This window comes from [Acidovorax] ebreus TPSY (assembly GCF_000022305.1).
Taxonomy (GTDB): domain Bacteria; phylum Pseudomonadota; class Gammaproteobacteria; order Burkholderiales; family Burkholderiaceae_C; genus Diaphorobacter; species Diaphorobacter nitroreducens.
In genome coordinates, this window is record NC_011992.1 from 579623 (window position 1) to 599022 (window position 19400).

Below are 19400 nucleotides of genomic sequence, written 5' to 3' on the forward strand. Positions count from 1 at the left end.
GTAGCAGGGATTGACCACTGCGATGCGGGACTGCATGTTGCTTCCGTTCGTACTTCCTATGCCGAGATGAGATTAATCATGTGGCGCGCCGACGCGTTCCATGTCCAGCGCTGCGCCGCGTCAGCGGCGGCTCGTAGGCCAATCGCGCGAGCCTCGTCCTGGTGTTCGAACGTCCATCGCATCAGCTTGCGCAGATGTTCGTAGGACGGCTGAGCCCAGCGGAAACCCTCGTAGTAGGGGCACTTGGCTTCGGCCGGGACCAGCCGCTCGACTTCGAGTGGTAACGAGTTCTGCTCTGTCATGAAGTCGGTCTGGGAACTCCAGTTGGTCGCGATGACGGGGAGGCCGCACGCCATCGCTTCGAGGATCGGCATTCCCCAACCTTCGCCCCGGGTGGGCAGAACAAAGCAATCCGCGGACCGGTACAGAACGGCTAGTTCGTACTGCTGCAGGATCTGGTTCTCGGCCATGACGATACGTCCCCCGTTGGAGCGCAGCGCCAGCTCAGCGACCTTGTCGAAAATGCGGAACGACGGGTCGAAGTTGTTTGCCTTGCATACGAGGCGCACCGGCTCATCGGCACTGAACTCGTCGGAGAAGGCTTGCAGCAGTACTTCGGGCGCCTTGCGCTCGCCCCACTCGAACACGGACAGGAACGTGTAGACATCGGGTTGTTTGACCGAGCGAATTTGCGGCGAGAAGTATGCGGTGTCGACCCCCAGAGGCACGACGCGAATCGGTACCTTGACACCGGAGTCGCGAAACGTGCGCTCGTTGAAGGTCGATGGTACCCACACCTCGTCCATCATGTTGGCTTGGCGCACCCACTCGGGGGGCAGCCCATCGACTTCCAGCATGGTGAAGCCTATCCGGTATTTTCCGGTATTGCGAGCGAACACGTCGCCCTGCGCGTACACCACCTGTACGTCGGCACGGCCGAACTCGCGGCTGCGTATCATGTTCACGACGTATGAATCTGAGTGCTCGGGTTCCGAGGTAGGGAAGACGGTGCCGGGTCCGTACACATATTTGTAGGCGACCGAGACACCAAGCTGGTCCAGTGCCAATATAAAGCTGCGCGATGAGCCGGCATACCCCGACGGGAAGTTGACAATCGAATGCCAGTCCATCTCGGATGTGTAGCGCGTGTGGCCAAGGTATTCGCCCCACTTGCGCTTGAAGGTGTCCTGGCTTTTCAGGAAGATTGCGCTGTGACTGACACCGTTGATCTTGGTACTTGAATTTTCGGCGTGGCGCACACGGATATCGCCGCAGACCACGACGCGGAAGCCCTCGAGTTCCGTGCGCAGGCAGTAGTCAGTATCCTCGAAATAGGCAAAGAAGTCCTCGCTGAGCAGTCCAACTTTCTCGATTACCGCTCGCTTGATGAGGGCGCAGGCAAATACGACACTCTCTGCGTCTCGTACACCGGCATACTGGCCGATGTCTACTTCACCGCCGCCCAGTTGCTGGCCCCACATCGTGTCCAGCGGCAGGTAGGCGCCGCAATGTTGGAGGGTGCCGTTCTCTCGCAGGATCTTCACTCCTATGACGCCAATCGCAGGGTCGCTGGCGGCCACTTCCGAGAGGCGATCGAGCCAGTCCGGCTCAATCAACTCAACGTCGTTGTTCAGGAGCACGATGTCGGCATTGGGAGCAGCTGCCCGGATTCCGATGTTGACGGCGCGTGCGTAGCCAAGGTTCTGGCCGTTCTCGATCAGAGTCAGCCTTGGCAGACTGCGCAAGTATTCGACGCTGCCATCGGTGCTTCCATTGTCGACCACGATGACGCTGACGTGGTCAGGCAGGTTGTCGAGGTGGAGCGTTTCGATGCAGCACCGCGTAAGCGCCAGCCCGTTCCAGGTGAGGATGATGATCGCGATGGGCGTGCGTGCTTTACTTGGCATGGTCGCCGATCTCCAGGAAAGTCACAGATTGCGCGCTGCTGGGCAAGGCCGAAACGGCGCGCATGATGCGCACTGAGCGCAGGTCTTCGAAGTGCTGTGGTGCGCTGAGGGTGGATGGCACTGGCGCCTGCCCCGGTGGCAGGAACCGGCCAATGAAGTTGGCTAGCCGGGGTGACGAGCGCAGCACCGCTAAGGCAGCGTGTTTAGCCCATGGTACGCGGACGACTGCGGTGCGCAACATCGGCATACTGCGGCGCAGGATTCGACCTGCAAGCGAGCGAACGTGCGTGAGCACTCGCTGCGTGCGCGTAGTTCCGTGACTTTGGTTCAGTAGGGACTCTAAATACACGACGTGCCCACGGAGGCCGTCAATTTCGGCAGAAAGTGCCTTCAACTGAATCTGGGCCCTGCTGTCTAGTCGCTCAAGACGTCGATCAAGGAGTTCGTCGTAGTGATTCGCCAGTCGATGTATCGGGAGACCGTGCTGCGCATTGAACTCGCGGTCAAAGGTGGCGAGTATTTCCGTCGGAGCCGATTTCTGGGCGATCACCGCGAAATCTGGGCTGGCACCTGCCAGTACATCGTACAGGCGTATTGCCCGTTTGCTGAGCAGCCCGGGGTCTTCGTTAAGTCGCAGCACTTGCGAGCGAGCGAAGCCTGCGTACTCCATCAGAAACGAAAGCAGCTGCGGATGCACCGGGCGGTTATGCGTCGGGTCGAGGTAGAACGACGAGGTGCCCACCATCAGATTCTCGGAATTGGGTGACTCGAGGATCAGCAGCCCACCGGGCTGCAAGACGCGCAAGGATTCGTTCACGAGCAACTCCAACTGCACGAAGCTGAGGTGCTCCGCGACGTGGAAGGCTGATATGAGCGCGTGGCTATCTGCGGGTAGCGTGCGCAGGACCTCAAGGGCATCCGCCTGACGCACAGGCAACTGGCGCGCATGGCATTGCGCCAGCATGCCCACGTCCAGATCAATGCCTATCGCATCGAAACCGGCGGCAAGGGCCAGCTCCAGCCATTCGCCTCGCCCGCAACCCAGATCAATGGCATTTCCTTTTGGGTAATACGCAAGCAACGGTTCAACGAACGGAAGATAAATCCGAAGGCGGGACGTGATGAGATCACGGGTGCCTCGGTGCTTATCCTCGAAGGTGCGATAAAAGTCTGATGTCACTGTGGTCCTTCGCTAATGGATTTTTGATTTTGCGTGCGGGTACACCCTAGTATGAAGACGGGGACTTGATCAGGTCTCGTGATCCGCAATATCTGCCTTCGAAGGCACGATAAAAATCTTCGCTTATGCCGAGCACCTGACATCCGGGGGGATCCACGCCAGTCCGACGAATTCGGACTTGTTTATATTCACAACATTGAACATCACCGCCAGGTCGCGCCATTCATAGTTTTTGCCGAGATGTGTTTGTTCGGCATGCAACGCCAGTGCCACGGAATAGGTCCCGGGGCCAATGTTGACATCGAAGGAAAACTCGAACTGGATGTTTGTTCCCGCTGCAAGCCGATGCAGTTTATGGTTCAGGTGGTGTGTGTTGGTCCCGAATACGGGTTGTCCCAACCGGTCCTTGATCATGTAGCCGATAACCAGCTCAGGTAGCTCCGAGCGGCAATGAGCTGTCACACCCAGGGTAACCCGCTGCCCAACACCCACCACTTCCACGCGTTGCCCATTGACATCGGCGATCCACGCATCGCTGATCGTCGCCTCGCCGGTGCCGGAAATGGTTCGGAGCTTTCCATCTTCACGGGTCTCCTGCTTCACCACCTGGTTCTGATGGTCAGCCAACAGGGCGTTGTAGTAGTCCATCACAGCCTCGGGCTCGCCTTCCATGGCAAGCCGGCCGCCGTTGAGCAGGATGGCGCGATCGCAGATGGATTGGATGGCCTGCTTGTCATGGCTGACGATCAGTAGCGTGGTGCCTTCCGTGCGGAATTGGCGGATGCGTTCGAAGCTCTTGTGCTGGAAATAAACATCGCCCACCGATAGGGCTTCGTCCACGATCAGCACGTCGGGCCGGCGCGCCGTGGCCACGCTGAAGGCCAGGCGCACCTGCATGCCGCTGCTGTACACGCGCACGGGTTGGTCGATGTAGTCGCCGATTTCGGCAAAGGCTTCGATCTCGGGCATCAGCAGCTCGATTTCAGCTACCGAATAGCCGAGCAACTGCCCCGCCATGAAGACGTTTTGCCGGCCGGTGAAGTCGGGGTGGAAGCCCATGCCCAACTCCAGCAGAGCGGCCACCCGGCCCGTCATGCGTACGCTGCCTGTGGTGGGCTGGGTAGTGCCGGTGATCATCTTGAGCAGCGTGCTCTTGCCCGCGCCGTTCATGCCGATGATGCCAACGGCCTCACCCGGGTTGACAGTGAATGAGATGTCTTGCAGCACCCATTTGAGTGTGTGACGCGGTTTGCTGCCGGGCAGAATCCATTCCGCCAGGCGTGACCAGCGGTGCGGATATTGCTTGTAGGCCTTGCCAAGGTTGGATACGGAAATAGTGCCCATCAGAGTTCATCCGCCATTTCGCCGGCGTGCCGGCGGAACAGCCAGAGGCCGAGCATGCAAAAAAAGACAGCCAGCATGGTCACTGGCCACAAGGTTTCCCACTGCGGCCATTGGCCGGCTACCAGTACGTCTTGAAAGGCAGCTATTAAACTGGCGATCGGATTCAGGGTCATGTAGGGGCGCAACTCTTCCGGCAAGATGCTGGGGGTGTAGACAATGGGCGTGAGCCAAAACCAGAAAGACAGGAAAATGCCGAAGAATTGGCCCACGTCGCGGAAGAAGACATTTAGCACGCCTAACGTGACTCCCAAACCGATGGCGAACACCACCAACACCACTATTAGCGGCAGTAGCGCGATAAATGGCCAGCCTGGGAAATTCCCGGAAATCAACAAAAAGGCGGTGAAGAGGCTGAAGATAATGGCGAAATTGAGCCCAGCGTTAGCCACAACGATTACTGGAAGGCATAGACGTGGAAAGCTCAGTTTCTTGAGCAGATTTGCGTTCTCAATGAAAGTGTTTTGAGCGCGACTGATGATCTCTGTCATCAGCCCCCAGGTTAGGATGCCAGCGCAAAGATAGATGCTGTATGCAAACGCCTTGTCCACGCCAGGTAACTTGGCGCGCATGATTTCGGCAAAGATGACCGTATACACAACAATCATGGCCAACGGATTAATGACAGTCCAAGCCGCACCAAGCAATGAATTGCGGTACTTAGATTGGAACTCTCGCTTGACGCTACCGAGGATGAATCCGCGGTAGGCCCAAAGGGCTTTAAGTATGGTCATCAGGCGCGCCCGTAGGTGTCGGCCAGGCGCACAATGTCGTCCTCGCCCAAGTAATCGCCGCATTGCACCTCAATCAGCACCAGTTCGTCCTGGCCAATGTTTGTTAGGCGGTGCTTTTCCTTCAGCGGGATATAGCGGTACTGGCCTGGTAGCGTGTGGTGCTCGTCCTCGCCAATTTGCACCATGGCTGTGCCTTGCACCACCACCCAGTGTTCTGCGCGCTGGTGGTGGTACTGGAGGCTGAGAGCCTGGCCGGGATTCACCGTGATGCGCTTGACTTTATAGCCATCCTCTTCCTTCAGCGTTGCATAGGTGCCCCAAGGGCGGTGCACGGCGGCCGGCAATTGGGTGCTGTCGTGGCGACGGTCTCGCAGTGTGTCCACCACGGTTTTTACTTTTTGCGCCACGCTCTTATGGGCGACTAGGAGAGCGTCGGGGGTGTCCACAATCACCAGGTCTTGCACGCCCACGGTGGCCACCACCTTAGGGCCGTGGCTTTCCACCTGCACGTGGGTTCCCGTAGTGCCCACCGCGACGAATTCTGTGCGCTGACCGTCCACGAAGGTGTTGCCGCTGGTGTCGGCTGGGTGGGCCTGGGCTACGGCGGGCCAGCTTCCGACGTCGCTCCAGCCGAACTTGGCAGGCACCAGGGTTACGTTCCTGGCGCGTTCCATGACGGCGTAGTCAATGCTAATGTCAGGGAGCAGGCCGAAGGTGCGGGCATCGAACTTCGTGGCGCCGTCTTGCGTGTGGCTGGCAGCCCAAGCGTTTTCGGTGGCGTGAAGCACCTCGGGGGCATGCTCTTTCATGGCTTGCAGAATGGCGCCGGCGGTAAAGCAGAACATGCCGCTGTTCCAGTAGTAACGACCGGAGGCCAAGTAGCGCTGGGCTGTAGGCAGGTCAGGCTTTTCGACGAAGCGCAGGGCTTGTTGTGTATGGCGGCTGGGTTTCTCCACCTCGATGTAACCAAAGCCCGTTTCGGGTCCTGTGGGGGAGATGCCGAACACTACCAGTTGGCCCTGCTGCGCATGGCGTGCCGCTTCCAGCGCACAAGCTACGAAGGCTTCGGTGTCGGGGATGAGGTGATCGGCTGGCAAAACCAGCATAACTGCCTCGGGGCCATGCAGTCGGGCGCAAGCTAGGGCGGCTAGCGCAATGGCTGGCGCGGTATTGCGGCCTTTGGGCTCCAATAAATATTGGGTGTGTGGCACATCGCTGAGCTCGTTAACTACGTTGCGGCTCAGGAAAAAATAGTCCTGATTGGTAACGATGATGAGGTCGTCGGTGCCGCAATCCTGACCCCGGCCGATGGCTTGTCCGAGGAGGGTGGAGCCACCTAGTTGCATGAATGGTTTGGGATATGACTGACGGGACACAGGCCACAGGCGGGTGCCCGATCCTCCCGAGAGGACAACAGAGACTAGGTGCATGGATGATATTGAATGAGCAGCAGTGATTTTAGTGTTGAAGCTTTCATGATTCTTGGGATGGCGCCTATCTCTGATGAAAGGAAAAGTTGCCAAATACCCTGCGGGGGGATGTGACCTGTTGCCGCAATGATGGCGGGTATGGGACTGTGATGCGGTAAGCTTTCGCCCCCATGATCGTCGTCTTGTTTCTTAGTTTTGTCGTGGCTGCAATGGCAGGTATGGTGTTGATTCGATGGGCGCATGACCATGCGTCACGTTATCGCCCTGATATGCCGCAGCGCTTTCATGTCGGCGATGTGCCTCGCCTTGGGGGGGGGAGTGTACTCTTTGGCATGCTGGTGGGGTGGGTATGGATTGCGGCCGCATTGACCAGTGCAAATATCCCCTGGAGTTGGTCCAGCATGTTGGCTTGTGTTGGAGCGATACTGCCGGCGACGCTGGGTGGGATTAGCGAAGACCTGACACAAAAACTATCAGTCCGATTGCGGCTTTGGCTGACATTGCTGTCAGCAGTACTCGCATGTTGGTGGCTTGGACTATCTGTTCCCCGGCTGGGTTTGCCCTGGGTGGATGAGGCGATGCTTGTCCTTCCATGGTTGGGTGTGGTCGTGGCGGCTTTGGCAATTTGCGGGCTGCCCCACGCCTTCAACATCATCGATGGTTACAATGGCTTGGCGGGCGTCGTAGCACTGTTGGTTTGCTTTGCTGTGGCGCATGTGGCCCTGCAAGTCGGTGATCGTCAACTGGCTGCCATGGTGCTGTGCTTGGCCGGTGCCACGGCCGGGTTCCTGGTATGGAATTTCCCCAAGGGGTTGCTTTTCGCTGGTGATGGCGGGGCATATCTGTGGGGGGTTGTGATTGCCATCGGGGTGATTTTGTTGGTACAACGCCACCCACAAGTGTCGCCTTGGTTCCCTCCGCTGTTGTTGATCTACCCGATATGGGAGACTTTTTTTTCAAGCTACCGCAAGTTCGCGCGTGGTATCTCGCCCAGCGTGGCAGACGCGTTGCATTTTCATCAGTTGATATACCGGAGGATTGTGCGTAGCGTGTTCAATGACGACGAGGCCCGCCGCGTGTTAATGCGCAACAATCGCACCTCCCCTTACCTATGGGGGTTTACGTTATTGACGGTGGTACCAGCGGTGGTGTTTTGGGACAACACGCCGGTGTTGATGGCGTTTTGCGGCTTGTTCGTCGTGACCTACGTGGCGGCTTATCTAGCCATTGTCCGGTTTAAGGTGCCTGGCTGGTTGCGGCGTTGAGCGTTACGTCTTCTAGAATCCTGCGGTTTTCCTGCAGACTTCGCCTATGCCTCCTAATATTCAACCTGACCTCTTGGGCATTGCCCCCCGCGACAAGGCCGAAATCCTGGCCCAGGCGCTGCCGTACATCCGCAAGTTCCATGGCAAGACCATGGTCATCAAATATGGCGGCAACGCCATGACCGACCCGGCCCTGCAGGCCGACTTTGCGGAAGACGTGGTGCTGCTCAAGCTGGTAGGCATGAACCCGGTGGTGGTGCACGGCGGAGGCCCGCAGATCGAGCAAGCCCTGAACCGTCTGGGCAAGAAGGGCGAGTTCATTCAGGGCATGCGCGTGACCGATGCCGAAACCATGGAAGTCGTGGAATGGGTGCTGGCCGGCGAGGTGCAGCAGGACATCGTGGGCCTGATTCACCAGGCGGGCGGCAAGGCTGTGGGCCTCACGGGGCGCGATGGCGGCATGATCCGCGCCAAGAAGCTCAAGATGGTGGACAACAAGGACCCGAGCGTCGAACATGACGTGGGGCAGGTCGGTGACATCGTGGCGATCGACCCGAGCGTAGTCAAGGCGCTGCAGGACGATGCCTTCATTCCCGTCATCAGCCCGATCGGGTTTGGCGAGGAAAACGAAAGCTACAACATCAACGCCGACGTGGTGGCGAGTAAATTAGCTACGGTGCTGCAGGCGGAGAAACTGGTGCTGCTCACCAACACCCCCGGTGTGCTGGACAAGGAAGGCAAGCTGCTCACCGACCTGACGGCGCGCGAAATTGATGCATTGTTCGCTGATGGCACCATCTCCGGCGGCATGCTGCCCAAGATCAGCGGGGCGTTGGATGCGGCAAAGGCTGGCGTGAATGCCGTGCACATCATTGATGGCCGCGTACCGCATTCGATGTTGTTGGAAATTCTGACCGACCAGGCCTACGGCACCATGATCCGGAGTCACTAGGCTCTTTTCGGGCATGGCCCGGGTATATTGGAGTCAAAAATGGCTGCAGCGCTTGTCCAGCAAGCGTTAGCAGCTATTTTTTTTGGAAGCGGATCCAAGGGTCGCTGCACAGCGAGCAGCCGTCACGACGCTGGAGTCGTGGTGTGCGAGAATCAATTGCACACACTTGTTGCTCTCCCTCCGATCCATGCCCCATGACTGAATTCACGCCTGCTACTGACGCGCCAGCCTCCACCGACGACGCGCCCGCCGCGCGCCGCCGGCCGCGGCCGGGCGAGCGGCGTGAGCAGATCCTGCAGACCCTGGCGGCCATGCTGGAGCAGCCCGGGGCCGAGCGCATCACCACGGCAGCGCTTGCGGCGCGCCTGCAGGTGAGCGAGGCGGCGCTGTACCGCCACTTTGCCAGCAAAGCACAGATGTTCGAGGCGCTCATCGATTTCATCGAGCAGAGCGTCTTTACCCTTGTGCACCAGATCATGGAGCGCGGTGGCGAGTCTGAGGGCGCGCAACGCGCGGCGCGCATCACGGCCATGGTGCTGCAGTTCGGCGAGCGCAACCCCGGCATGGTGCGCGTGATGGTGGGGGATGCGCTGGTTTTCGAAAACGAGCGCCTGCAGCAGCGCATGAACCTGTTCTTCGACAAGGTGGAGGCCACGCTGCGCCAGTGCCTACGGCCCGTGGCCGACGCGGACGGCTCGGCGACACCCACGGTGCAGACACAGGTGCGGGCGGCCGCACTGTCCGACCTGATCCGCGGACGCCTGCAGCGCTACGCACGCACGGGCTTTCGCCGCATGCCGACGGAACACCTGGACGCCACTCTGGCACTGTGGCTGTAACGCCGGCGCAGGCAAGCGCGATGGCATGACCACCCGCGAAAGGCGCGGTAAGCATTTCGCCCTTGACACGGTCCCCCGCGATGGTGGGGCTCGATAAATCACCCACTTAGGGGTTTACCCCGAAGCGCGTTCTGCGCGCCTGGAAATACTGGCGTTACCTGCCTGTTTTATGCAAAATAGAACGATCGTTCGTTTTATTTTGCTTCATGTCTCTTTCTCCTTCCCCCACCAAGACGGTTCGCGCGCCACGCCGCGAGGGCCGGGCGCTGCACAAGGGGCAACACACCAAGGCCGTCATCATCGATGCTGCCCTGGGCCTGGCTACGCACATCGGCCTGGAGGGGCTGTCCATCGGTGCGCTGGCCGACGTGACGGGCATGAGCAAGTCAGGCGTGTTCGCGCACTTCGGCTCGCGTGAGGAGCTGCAGATCTCGGTGATCCGCGAGTACCACACGCGATTCGAGCAGGAAGTGTTCTACCCCGCGATGCAGGCCCCTCGCGGCGTGCCGCGCCTGCGTGCGCTGTTCGCCAACTGGATGAAGCGCACCTCCATCGAGATCGACTCCGGCTGCATCTACATCAGCGGCGCGGTGGAGTTCGACGATCGCACCGGCCCGGTGCGCGATGCGCTGGCCAACTCGGTGATGACCTGGCAGGCCGCGATGAAGCGCGCCATCCAGCAGTGCAAGGAGTGCGGCGAGATCCGCGACGACGTCAGCGAAGACCAGATGCTGTTCGAGATCCACGGCCTGATCCTGGCGCTGCACTACGAAGCGCGCTTCCTGCACACGCCCGGCTCCATCGACCGGGCCAACACGGGCTTTGACAACATCCTGGCGCGCTACAGCGCGCTGCCCGGCCACCGCGGTTGAGTCCTGCCACCCGTATTTCGGTTTTTCTTCTTTTCCACCCTTCCTTCTTCCCAGGAGTCTCCACATGCCTACTTACACGCCTCCGCTGCGCGACATGCAATTCGTCCTGCATGAAGTCTTCAAGGTCACCGACGAATTCAAGGCCATGCCCGCGCATGCTGAAGTGGATGCCGACACGATCAACGCCGTGCTGGAAGAAGCCGGCAAGTTCGCCGCCGGCGTGGCGTTCCCGCTGAACATCAGCGGCGACACCGAGGGCTGCACGCTGAACCAGCAGACGCATGAGGTGACCACGCCCAAGGGCTTCAAGGAGGCCTATGCGCAGTACGTGGAAGGTGGCTGGGCGGCGCTGTCGTGCGACACCGCCTATGGCGGCCAAGGCCTGCCCTTCGTGATGAACCAGTGCCTGTACGAGATGCTCAACAGCGCCAACCAGGCCTGGACCATGTACCCCGGCCTGTCGCACGGCGCCTATGAGGCGCTGCACGCCCACGGCACCGACGAGCAGAAGAAGCTGTACCTGCCCAAGCTCACGAGCGGTGAGTGGACCGGCACCATGTGCCTGACCGAACCGCACTGCGGCACCGACCTGGGCCTGCTGCGCACCAAGGCCGAGCCCCAGGCCGATGGCACCTACAAGATCACCGGCAACAAAATCTTCATCAGCGCCGGCGAGCACAACTTCACCTCCAACATCGTGCATCTGGTGCTGGCCCGCCTACCCGACGCGCCCAAGGGCAGCAAGGGCATCAGCCTGTTCGTGGTGCCCAAGTTCAAGGTGAACGCCGACGGCTCGCTGGGCGAGCGCAACCCCATCTACTGCACGGGCCTGGAGCACAAGATGGGCATCCACGGCAACGCCACGGCGCAGATTGCCATCGACGGCGCCATCGGCACCCTGGTGGGCGAGCCCAACAAGGGCCTGGCCGCGATGTTCGTGATGATGAACGCCGCCCGCCTGGGCGTGGGCAACCAGTCGCTGGGCCTGACCGAAGTGGCCTTCCAGAACGCGCTGGCCTACGCCAAGGACCGCATCCAGATGCGCAGCCTGTCGGGCACCAAGGCCAAGGACAAGGAGGCCGATCCCATCATCGTGCACCCCGACGTGCGCAAGATGCTGCTCACCGCCAAGGCCTACGCCGAGGGCGCGCGCGCGCTGCAGATTTTCTGCACGCTGCTGCTGGACAAGGCCCACAGCCACCCCGACGAGAAGGTGCGCAAGGACAGCGACGAGCTGGTGGCGTTGCTGACCCCCATCGTCAAGGCCTTCATCACCGACAACGGGCACATTGCCACCAACGCCTGCATGCAGGTCTTTGGCGGCCACGGCTTCATCAAGGAATGGGGTATGGAGCAGTTCGTGCGCGACAACCGCATCAACATGATCTACGAAGGCACGAACACCGTGCAGTCGCTGGATCTGCTGGGCCGCAAGGTGCTGGGCAACAACGGCGCCACGCTGAAGAAGTTCGGCAAGTTGGTCGGGCAGCTGGTGGCCGAAGAAGGCGTCAACGAGAAGATGGCCGAGTTCATCAACCCCATCGCTTACCTGGGCGACCAGATGACCAAGTTCACCACCGAGATCGGCTTCCGCGGCTTCCAGAACCCCGATGAGGTGGGCGCCGCCGCCGTGGACTACCTGCGGGTGGCCGGCCACCTGGTGTTCGGCTATATGTTCGCCCGCATGGCCCAGGTGGCGCTGCGCGAGATTGCCGCCGGCAACACCGACCCGTTCTACCAGGCCAAGCTGCAGACGGCGCGTTTTTACTTCGCCAAGCTGTTCCCTGAAGTCCACACGCTGATGCGCACCGCCCGCGCCGGCAGCAAGGTGCTCATGGACACCGACGCCGCCCTGGCCTGAGCCAGCAATTGCACGCATTGCCAATTTTGAACGTTATTGCACTGGAGGCCTTATGAGACAAGCGCTAGCAGCTATTATTTTTGCAGCAATCGCGGCCCCTGCATGGGCCCAGATGTCCCCCGTGGGCCTGTGGCGCAGCGTGGACGACAAGACGGGCGAGGCCAAGGCCGAGATCCGTATTGCCGAAACCAGCGGCGTGCTGAACGGCCGCATCGAGAAGTCCCTCAAAAAGGACGCCGACCCTGCTGCCACCTGCACCGAGTGCAAGGACGACCGCAAGGGCAAGGCGATCGCGGGTCTGGAGATCATCCGCGGCGTCAAGAAGGCCGATGACCGCGAGGTCTGGGAGGGCGGCAAGATCCTCGACCCCGAAAACGGCAAGGAATACCGCGCCAGCCTGACCCCCATCGAGGGCGGCAAGCGGCTGGAGGTGCGCGGCTTCCTGGGCCCGTTCTGGCGCACCCAGACCTGGCAGCGCGTGCAGTAAGCAAAGCAGTGAGCGCCACGGCGCCGCAGCCGGCCCGCCCGCGTGGCACGGGGCCTGGCGCGCGGCCCCGTGCGCATCCCACCATCCAAGGAACAAGCAAATGTCCCGATTCCAAGTGAAGAAAGTCGCCGTGCTCGGCGCGGGCGTGATGGGCGCGCAGATCGCGGCCCACCTCGTCAATGTGAAGGTGCCGGTGGTGCTGTTCGATCTCCCCGCCAAGGAAGGTCCGAAGAACGGCATCGTCACCCGCGCGGTGGAGAACCTCAAGAAGCTCAAGCCCTCGCCCCTGGGCGTGGCGGACGACGCCGCGCTGATCCAGCAGGCGAACTACGAGGAGAACATGGCGCTGCTGGGCGAGTGCGACCTCATCATCGAGGCCATCGCCGAGCGCATGGACTGGAAGCTCGATCTGTACAAGAAGATCGCGCCGCACGTCGCACCGCACGCCATCGTGGCGTCCAACACCTCGGGCCTGTCGATCACCCAGCTGTCCGAAGCCCTGCCCGACGCCATCAAGCCGCGCTTTTGCGGCATCCACTTCTTCAACCCGCCGCGCTACATGGTGCTGGTGGAGCTGATCAACACCCCCACCACCCGCCCCGAGGTGCTCGACCAGCTCGAAGCCTTCGTGACCAGCGGCCTGGGCAAGGGCGTGGTGCGCGCGCACGACACCCCCAACTTCATCGCCAACCGCGTGGGCATCGCCGGCATGCTTTCCACGATGAAGGAGGTGGAGAACTTCGGCCTGACCTTCGACGTGGTGGACGACCTCACCGGCAAGAAGCTGGGCCGTGCCTCCAGCGGCACCTTCCGCACCGCCGACGTGGTGGGCCTGGACACCATGGCCCACGTCATCAAGACGCTGCAGGACAACCTGAACGAGCAGACCGACCCGTTCTACGGCAGCTTCGGCACGCCCGCCGTGCTGCAAAAGCTGATCGAGCTGGGCAACCTGGGCCAGAAGGCCAAGGCGGGCTTCTACAAGAAGGTGGGGCGCGACATCCTGCGCTTCGAGCTGGAGAGCGAGGAATATGTGCCCGCCGGCGCCAAGGCCGACGAGGTGTACGGCCGCATGCTCAAGAAGCCCGCTGCCGAGCGCCTGAAGCTGCTGCGCAACGCCGAGGGCGCGCAGGGCCGGTTCCTGTGGGCGATCCTGCGCAACAGCTTCCACTACGCTGCGGTGCATCTGGCCACGATTGCCGACACCGCGCGCGACGTGGACCAGGCCATGCGCTGGGGCTTCGGCATGAGCCAGGGGCCGTTCGAGCTGTGGCAGGAGGCGGGCTGGCTGGAGGTGGCCAGGATGGTCCAGGAGGACATTGACGCCGGCAAGGCACTGTCCAAGGCGCCGCTGCCCGAGTGGGTGTTCAAGGGCCCGGTGGCGGATGCCGGCGGCGTGCACACGGCGCAGGGTTCGTGGAGCGCGCGCCAAGGCAAGTTCGTGCCGCGCCGCCAGTTGCCGGTGTACGAGCGCCAGTACTTCCCCGAGAAACTGCTGGGCGAGGACAACCTGCCCGACTGGCGCAAGGCCGGCACCACCATCAGCGAGACCGATGCGCTGCGCACCTGGACGCTCGATGGCAAGGTATTGATCGCCTCCATCCAGAGCAAGATGCACGCGATCAGCCCCGACGTGATGGAAGGCCTGATGGAGGCCGTGGACCTGGCCGAGCGCGAGTACGACGGCATGGTCATCTGGTCGGGCGACGCGCCGTTCAGCGTGGGCGCCGACCTGCAGGCCACCATGCCTGCCTACGTGGTGGCCGGCATTGCCGCCATCGAGGGCGTGGAGCATGAGCTGCAGAACCTGATGCTGCGCCTGCGCTACGCCCAGGTGCCGGTGGTCTCGGCCATCCATGGCATGGCGCTGGGCGGCGGCTGCGAGCTGGCCGTGCACAGCGCACGCCGCGTGGCCCACATGGAAAGCTACATCGGCCTGGTGGAAGTGGGCGTGGGCCTGGTGCCCGGCGCCGGCGGCCTGACCTACATCGCCCGCCGCGCGGCCGAGAACGCCGCCGCCAGCACCGGCAAGGACCTTTTGCCCTTCCTGACCGAAGGCTTCACCGCCGCGGCCATGGCCAAGGTAGGCACCAGCGCCCTTGAGTCGAAGAAGCTCGGCTACCTGCTCGACAGCGACCTCATCGTGCCGCACAAGGACGAGGTGCTGTTCGTCGCCATCAACGAAGCCAAGGCCATGGCCGCCGGCGGCTGGCGCGCGCCGCACAAGCGCCTGTTCCCCGTGGCGGGGCGCAGCGGCATTGCCACCATCCGCGGCTCGCTGGTCAATATGCGCGACGGCGGCTTCATCAGCGAGCATGACCAGCACATCGCCACGCTGATCGCCGAAGTGGTGTGCGGCGGCGACGTGGACGCCGGCACGCTGGTGAGCGAGGAATACCTGATGGCGCTGGAGCGCAAGGCGTTCTGCGCCCTGATCGAGCACCCCAAGACCCAGGAGCGCATCCTGGGCATGCTCAACACTGGCAAGCCGGTGCGTAACTGAGGCCGCCCGAGGAGAGAAACCATGAAACAGATCCAAGACGCCTACATCGTTGCCGCCACGCGCACGCCCATCGGCCGTTCGCACAAGGGCTTTTTCCGCAACTACCGCCCGGACGACCTGCTGGCCACCACGCTCAAGAGCGCGCTGGCCCAGGTGCCGGGGCTGGACCCCGCCTCGATCGAGGACATCATCTGCGGCTGCGCCATCCCTGAGGCGCAGCAGGGCCTGAACGTGGCGCGCATCGGCGCCGTGCTGGCGGGCCTGCCCACCAGCGTGGGCGGCATCACGGTGAACCGCTTCTGCGCTTCGGGCCTGTCGGCCGTGGCCATGGCGGCCGACCGCATCCGCGTGGGCGAGGCCGAGGTGATGATCGCCGCCGGCGTGGAGAGCATGAGCATGGTGCCTATGATGGGCAACGCGCCCAGCCTGTCGCCCAGCATCTTCGAGCGTGACGGCGACGTGGGCATCGCCTACGGCATGGGCCTCACCGCCGAGAAGGTGGCCCAGCAGTGGAAGGTGAGCCGCGAGGCGCAGGACGCCTTCGCGCTGGAGTCGCACCGCCGCGCCATCGCCGCGCAGCAGGCCGGCGAGTTTGCCGACGAGATCACGCCCATCGAGGTGACCGACCGCACGGCCCACCTGGAGACGGGCGAAGTCATTGCCGGCACCCGCACCGTGAGCCTGGACGAGGGCGCCCGCCCCGACACCAGCCTGGAAGGCCTGGCCAAGCTGCGCACCGTGTTTGCCGCGCGCGGCACGGTTACGGCCGGCAACAGCTCGCAGACCAGCGACGGCGCCGGCGCGCTGATCCTGGCCAGCGAAGCCGCCGTCAAGCGCTTCGGCCTCACGCCGCTGGCGCGCTTCGTCAGCTTCGCCAGCAAGGGCGTGCCGCCGTCCATCATGGGCATCGGCCCGATCGAAGCCATCCCCGCCGCGCTGCGCTATGCCGGTCTGAAGCAGGACGACATCGGCTGGTACGAGCTCAACGAAGCCTTCGCCGCCCAGTCGCTGGCCGTCATCAACACGCTGGGGCTGGACACGGCCAAGGTCAACCCCATGGGCGGCGCCATCGCGCTGGGCCACCCGCTGGGCGCGACGGGCGCCATCCGCTCGGCCACCGTGGTGCATGCGCTGCGCCGCAAGCAGCTCAAGTACGGCATGGTCACCATGTGCGTGGGCATGGGCCAGGGCGCGGCGGGTATCTTCGAGCGCGTGTAAGTAAGCGCCACTGCCGCGCGGCAGCGCGCGGGGATTGCAGCCGAGCCGGCGCAGACCGGCCGCCTTCATGGAGACAAGCCATGCAGAGTGAAACCCTGATGGTCGATGGCGCAGTGCCGCTGGCGCTGCGCGTGTACGTGCCACGGCCCGGCCCCGCGCGCGCCAGCGTCGTCATTGGCGGCGCCATGGGCGTGCGCCAGGCCTTCTATGGGCCGTTCGCCGCCTGGCTGGCGCAGCAGGGCCTGCGGGTCACCACCTTCGACTACCGGGGGCAGGGCGAGTCGCTGAACGGTGGCATGCGCGAGGTGCGGGCCAACCTGTTCGACTGGGCGCGCGACTACGACGCGGTGATCGCCCATGCAGCCCAGGCGCTGCCTGGCCAGCCGCTGCTGCTGCTGGGGCACAGCCTGGGCGCGCAGCTGCCCGGGCTGCTGGGCGAGCATGCGCGCGTGAGCGGCCTGCTGAGCGTCGCCGCGGGCAGCGGCTACTGGCGCGACAACGCACCCCGCATCCGCCGCGCCATGCCCGCGTTCTGGCATGTGCTGGTGCCGTTGTCGGTGCGGCTGTGCGGCTACTTCCCCGGGCGGCGCCTGCGCGCCGTGGGCGACCTGCCCGCGGGGGTGATGCTGCAGTGGCGCCGCTGGTGCCTGCACCCGCGCTACAGCGTGGGGGCGGAGGGAGAATCCGCCCAGCGCAGCTACGCGGCGGTGCGCTTTCCGGTACACGCCTGGTCCATGCAGGACGATGAGCTCATGACCTGGCGCGGCACGCAAAGCCTGTTGGCGCTGTATGCGAACGCGCCGTGCAGCGTGGAGCGCATCGCGCCGCACGAGGCGCAGGCGCGGCGCATCGGGCACTTTGGATTTTTCCGCGAACAGTTCCGCGACACGCTGTGGCCCCGCGCCTTGCAGCAGCTGGAGGCGTTGGCCCAGGCGCAGCCGCAGGGCACCGCAGGTGCCACCGCCACCGCAGGCTGAGCCGAATCACGGCACACTCGCACCCATGACTACGCACCACAGCATTCATCCCTTGGACGCGGCGCTGGCGCTCTCGTCCAGCCATTCCGAAGGGGCCGGGCAGTACACCGGCCACACCTCGCCGGCTTACTGGAACATGGTCGGGCCGTTTGGCGGAATCACCGCGGCCACGCTGCTGCAGGCCGTGATGCAGCACCCCGACCGCCTGGGCGAGCCCCTGTCGCTCACGGTGAACTACGCGGGCGCGCTGGCCGAGGGGCCGTTCACGCTGCAGGCCACACCGGTGCGCACCAATCGCTCCACCCAGCACTGGACGCTGTCCATCCTGCAGGCGGGGGCGGACGGCGCGCCCGTGGTCACCACCACGGCCACCGTGGTCACGGCCGCGCGGCGCGAGACTTGGGGCGCCGCCGACACGCCCATGCCGCAGGTCCCCGCGCCGGCGCAGTGCAAACCCGTGCAGCCGGCGTTCCGCTCGGAATGGCTGCAGCGCTACGAGATGCGCCCGGTGACCGGCGCGCTGCCCGAACAGTGGGACGACAGCGGCGACACCAGCCTGTCGCAGCTGTGGATGCGCGACGCGCCCGCGCGGGCGCTGGACTTCTGCGCGCTGGCGGCGCTGGCCGATGTGTTCTTCCCTCGCGTGTGGCTGCGCCGCGCGCGCCAGGTGCCCGCGGGCACCGTGTCCATCACCGTGTACTTCCATGCGGGCGCGGACCTGCTGGCGCAGACCGGCACGGGCTACCTGCTGGGCCAGGCGCGCGCGCAGGAGTTTCGCAACGGCTTTTTCGACCAGACCGTGCAGCTGTGGAATGAGGCCGGCGCCATGCTGGCCACCAGCCACCAGATCGTTTATTACAAGGAATGACCCCGGAGCAACACCCATGAGTACAACGAACGCAGACATCCTGGTCCACGCCGAAGAGGGCGTGACCACCATCACCTTCAACCGCGTGGAGAAGAAAAATTCCATCACCACGGCCATGTACGCGCAGCTGGCCGATGCGTTCGAGGCCGCGGCGCAGGACGCTTCGGTGCGTGTGGTCGTGCTGCAGGGCGACGTGGCCATCTTCAGTGCGGGCAACGACATCGGCGACTTTTTGCAGCAGCCGCCCGCCACGCAGGACGCGCCCGTGTTCCGCTTCCTGCGCGCCATCGCCACCTTTCCCAAGCCCGTGCTGGCTGCGGTGTGCGGCCCGGCAGTGGGCATCGGCACGACCCTGCTGTTCCACTGCGACCTGGTGTACGCGGGGGACAATGCGGCGTTCTCGATGCCCTTCGTGAACCTGGGGCTGTGCCCCGAGGCCGCCTCCAGCCTGTTCGCGCCGCAGATGCTGGGCTACCACCGCGCGGCCGAGGCGCTGCTGCTGGGCGAGCCCTTCATGGCCGAAGCGGCGTTGGAAGTCGGCTTCGTCAACCGCGTGGTGCCGCCGACCGAATGCAACATGGTGGCCCAGGCCCAGGCGCGCAAGCTCGCGGCCAAGCCGCTGTCGGCCCTGATCGAGACCAAGCGCCTGCTCAAGAAGAGCCAGACCGCCGCCGTGCTGGAGCGCATGGCCGAGGAGGGCCAGAGCTTTGGCCGCATGCTGCGCGAGCCCGCCGCCCGCGAGGCCTTCACCGCGTTCATGGACAAACGCCGCCCGGATTTCAGCGCCTGCTGACATCCGCCCCGCCACCGAACAGGGCGGGGCAGGGCGACGCCGGCATCCATGCCGTGTTCGCCCTACGCGCCGGTGATCACCGTGTCTGCTGGACCGGGTGGCCGGGCGTTTGA

16 protein-coding genes are annotated in these 19400 nt (G+C 63.4%); 11 read left to right on the top strand and 5 right to left on the bottom strand.

All coding sequences use genetic code 11. From position 1 onward, the window contains the following. Nucleotides 1-56: 56 nt before the first annotated feature. From DTPSY_RS02780 to DTPSY_RS02800, 5 genes are all read right to left on the bottom strand, one after another. The gene (locus DTPSY_RS02780; protein WP_012655584.1) at nt 57-1907 is read right to left on the bottom strand and encodes a glycosyltransferase; all 1851 of its coding nucleotides are present in this window, start codon (nt 1905-1907) and stop codon (nt 57-59) included. Then, a complete protein-coding gene (locus DTPSY_RS17830) occupies nt 1897-3087 on the bottom strand; it encodes a class I SAM-dependent methyltransferase (protein WP_012655585.1) in 1191 nt (396 codons plus the stop codon). Before DTPSY_RS17830 ends, DTPSY_RS02780 begins: the two co-directional genes overlap by 11 nt. Nucleotides 3088-3210: 123 nt before the next feature. Next, nucleotides 3211-4431 carry an ABC transporter ATP-binding protein gene (locus DTPSY_RS02790; protein ID WP_012655586.1) on the bottom strand — a complete coding sequence of 407 codons (1221 nt, stop codon included), beginning with the start codon at nt 4429-4431 and terminating at the stop codon, nt 3211-3213. Next, nucleotides 4431-5222, bottom strand: coding sequence for an ABC transporter permease (locus tag DTPSY_RS02795; protein WP_012655587.1), 792 nt, complete (start codon nt 5220-5222; stop codon nt 4431-4433). Before DTPSY_RS02795 ends, DTPSY_RS02790 begins: the two co-directional genes overlap by 1 nt. Further along, nucleotides 5222-6652, bottom strand: coding sequence for a mannose-1-phosphate guanylyltransferase/mannose-6-phosphate isomerase (locus DTPSY_RS02800; RefSeq protein WP_012655588.1), 1431 nt, complete (start codon nt 6650-6652; stop codon nt 5222-5224). The genes DTPSY_RS02795 and DTPSY_RS02800 overlap by 1 nt, the downstream gene beginning before the upstream one ends. A 170-nt stretch (nt 6653-6822) precedes the next feature. On the opposite strand from DTPSY_RS02800, the gene DTPSY_RS02805 reads away from it, so the two are divergent. The 11 genes from DTPSY_RS02805 to DTPSY_RS02855 all read left to right on the top strand — a co-directional run bounded on the left by DTPSY_RS02805 (nt 6823) and on the right by DTPSY_RS02855 (nt 19287). Continuing rightward, nucleotides 6823-7917 (top strand): glycosyltransferase family 4 protein, encoded by a 1095-nt coding sequence (locus DTPSY_RS02805; RefSeq protein ID WP_012655589.1) that lies wholly within the window; start codon nt 6823-6825, stop codon nt 7915-7917. A gap of 46 nt (nt 7918-7963) precedes the next feature. Further along, on the top strand, nt 7964-8869 hold the full coding sequence (gene argB, locus DTPSY_RS02810; protein ID WP_012655590.1) for an acetylglutamate kinase: 906 nt from the start codon (nt 7964-7966) through the stop codon (nt 8867-8869). A 194-nt stretch (nt 8870-9063) separates the two neighbouring features. Further along, nucleotides 9064-9708, top strand: coding sequence for a nucleoid occlusion factor SlmA (gene slmA, locus DTPSY_RS02815; protein ID WP_012655591.1), 645 nt, complete (start codon nt 9064-9066; stop codon nt 9706-9708). A gap of 206 nt (nt 9709-9914) precedes the next feature. After that, nucleotides 9915-10580: a TetR/AcrR family transcriptional regulator gene (locus DTPSY_RS02820; RefSeq protein WP_012655592.1), complete on the top strand. Its 666-nt coding sequence runs from the start codon at nt 9915-9917 to the stop codon at nt 10578-10580. A 64-nt stretch (nt 10581-10644) separates the two neighbouring features. Next, nucleotides 10645-12441 (top strand): acyl-CoA dehydrogenase C-terminal domain-containing protein, encoded by a 1797-nt coding sequence (locus DTPSY_RS02825; RefSeq protein WP_012655593.1) that lies wholly within the window; start codon nt 10645-10647, stop codon nt 12439-12441. Nucleotides 12442-12493: 52 nt separating this feature from the next. Further along, the gene (locus DTPSY_RS02830; RefSeq protein ID WP_011804047.1) at nt 12494-12928 is read left to right on the top strand and encodes a DUF2147 domain-containing protein; all 435 of its coding nucleotides are present in this window, start codon (nt 12494-12496) and stop codon (nt 12926-12928) included. 100 nt (nt 12929-13028) lie between these two features. Beyond that, nucleotides 13029-15431, top strand: coding sequence for a 3-hydroxyacyl-CoA dehydrogenase/enoyl-CoA hydratase family protein (locus DTPSY_RS02835; protein ID WP_012655594.1), 2403 nt, complete (start codon nt 13029-13031; stop codon nt 15429-15431). A 21-nt stretch (nt 15432-15452) separates the two neighbouring features. Further along, nucleotides 15453-16649: an acetyl-CoA C-acyltransferase gene (locus DTPSY_RS02840; RefSeq protein ID WP_012655595.1), complete on the top strand. Its 1197-nt coding sequence runs from the start codon at nt 15453-15455 to the stop codon at nt 16647-16649. An 80-nt stretch (nt 16650-16729) separates the two neighbouring features. After that, the gene (locus DTPSY_RS02845) at nt 16730-17626 is read left to right on the top strand and encodes an alpha/beta hydrolase family protein (RefSeq protein ID WP_012655596.1); all 897 of its coding nucleotides are present in this window, start codon (nt 16730-16732) and stop codon (nt 17624-17626) included. Between the two features lie 25 nt (nt 17627-17651). Further along, on the top strand, nt 17652-18494 hold the full coding sequence (locus tag DTPSY_RS02850; RefSeq protein ID WP_011804051.1) for an acyl-CoA thioesterase: 843 nt from the start codon (nt 17652-17654) through the stop codon (nt 18492-18494). A 16-nt stretch (nt 18495-18510) separates the two neighbouring features. After that, a complete protein-coding gene (locus tag DTPSY_RS02855) occupies nt 18511-19287 on the top strand; it encodes an enoyl-CoA hydratase (RefSeq protein ID WP_012655597.1) in 777 nt (258 codons plus the stop codon). Nucleotides 19288-19400: the final 113 nt, after the last annotated feature.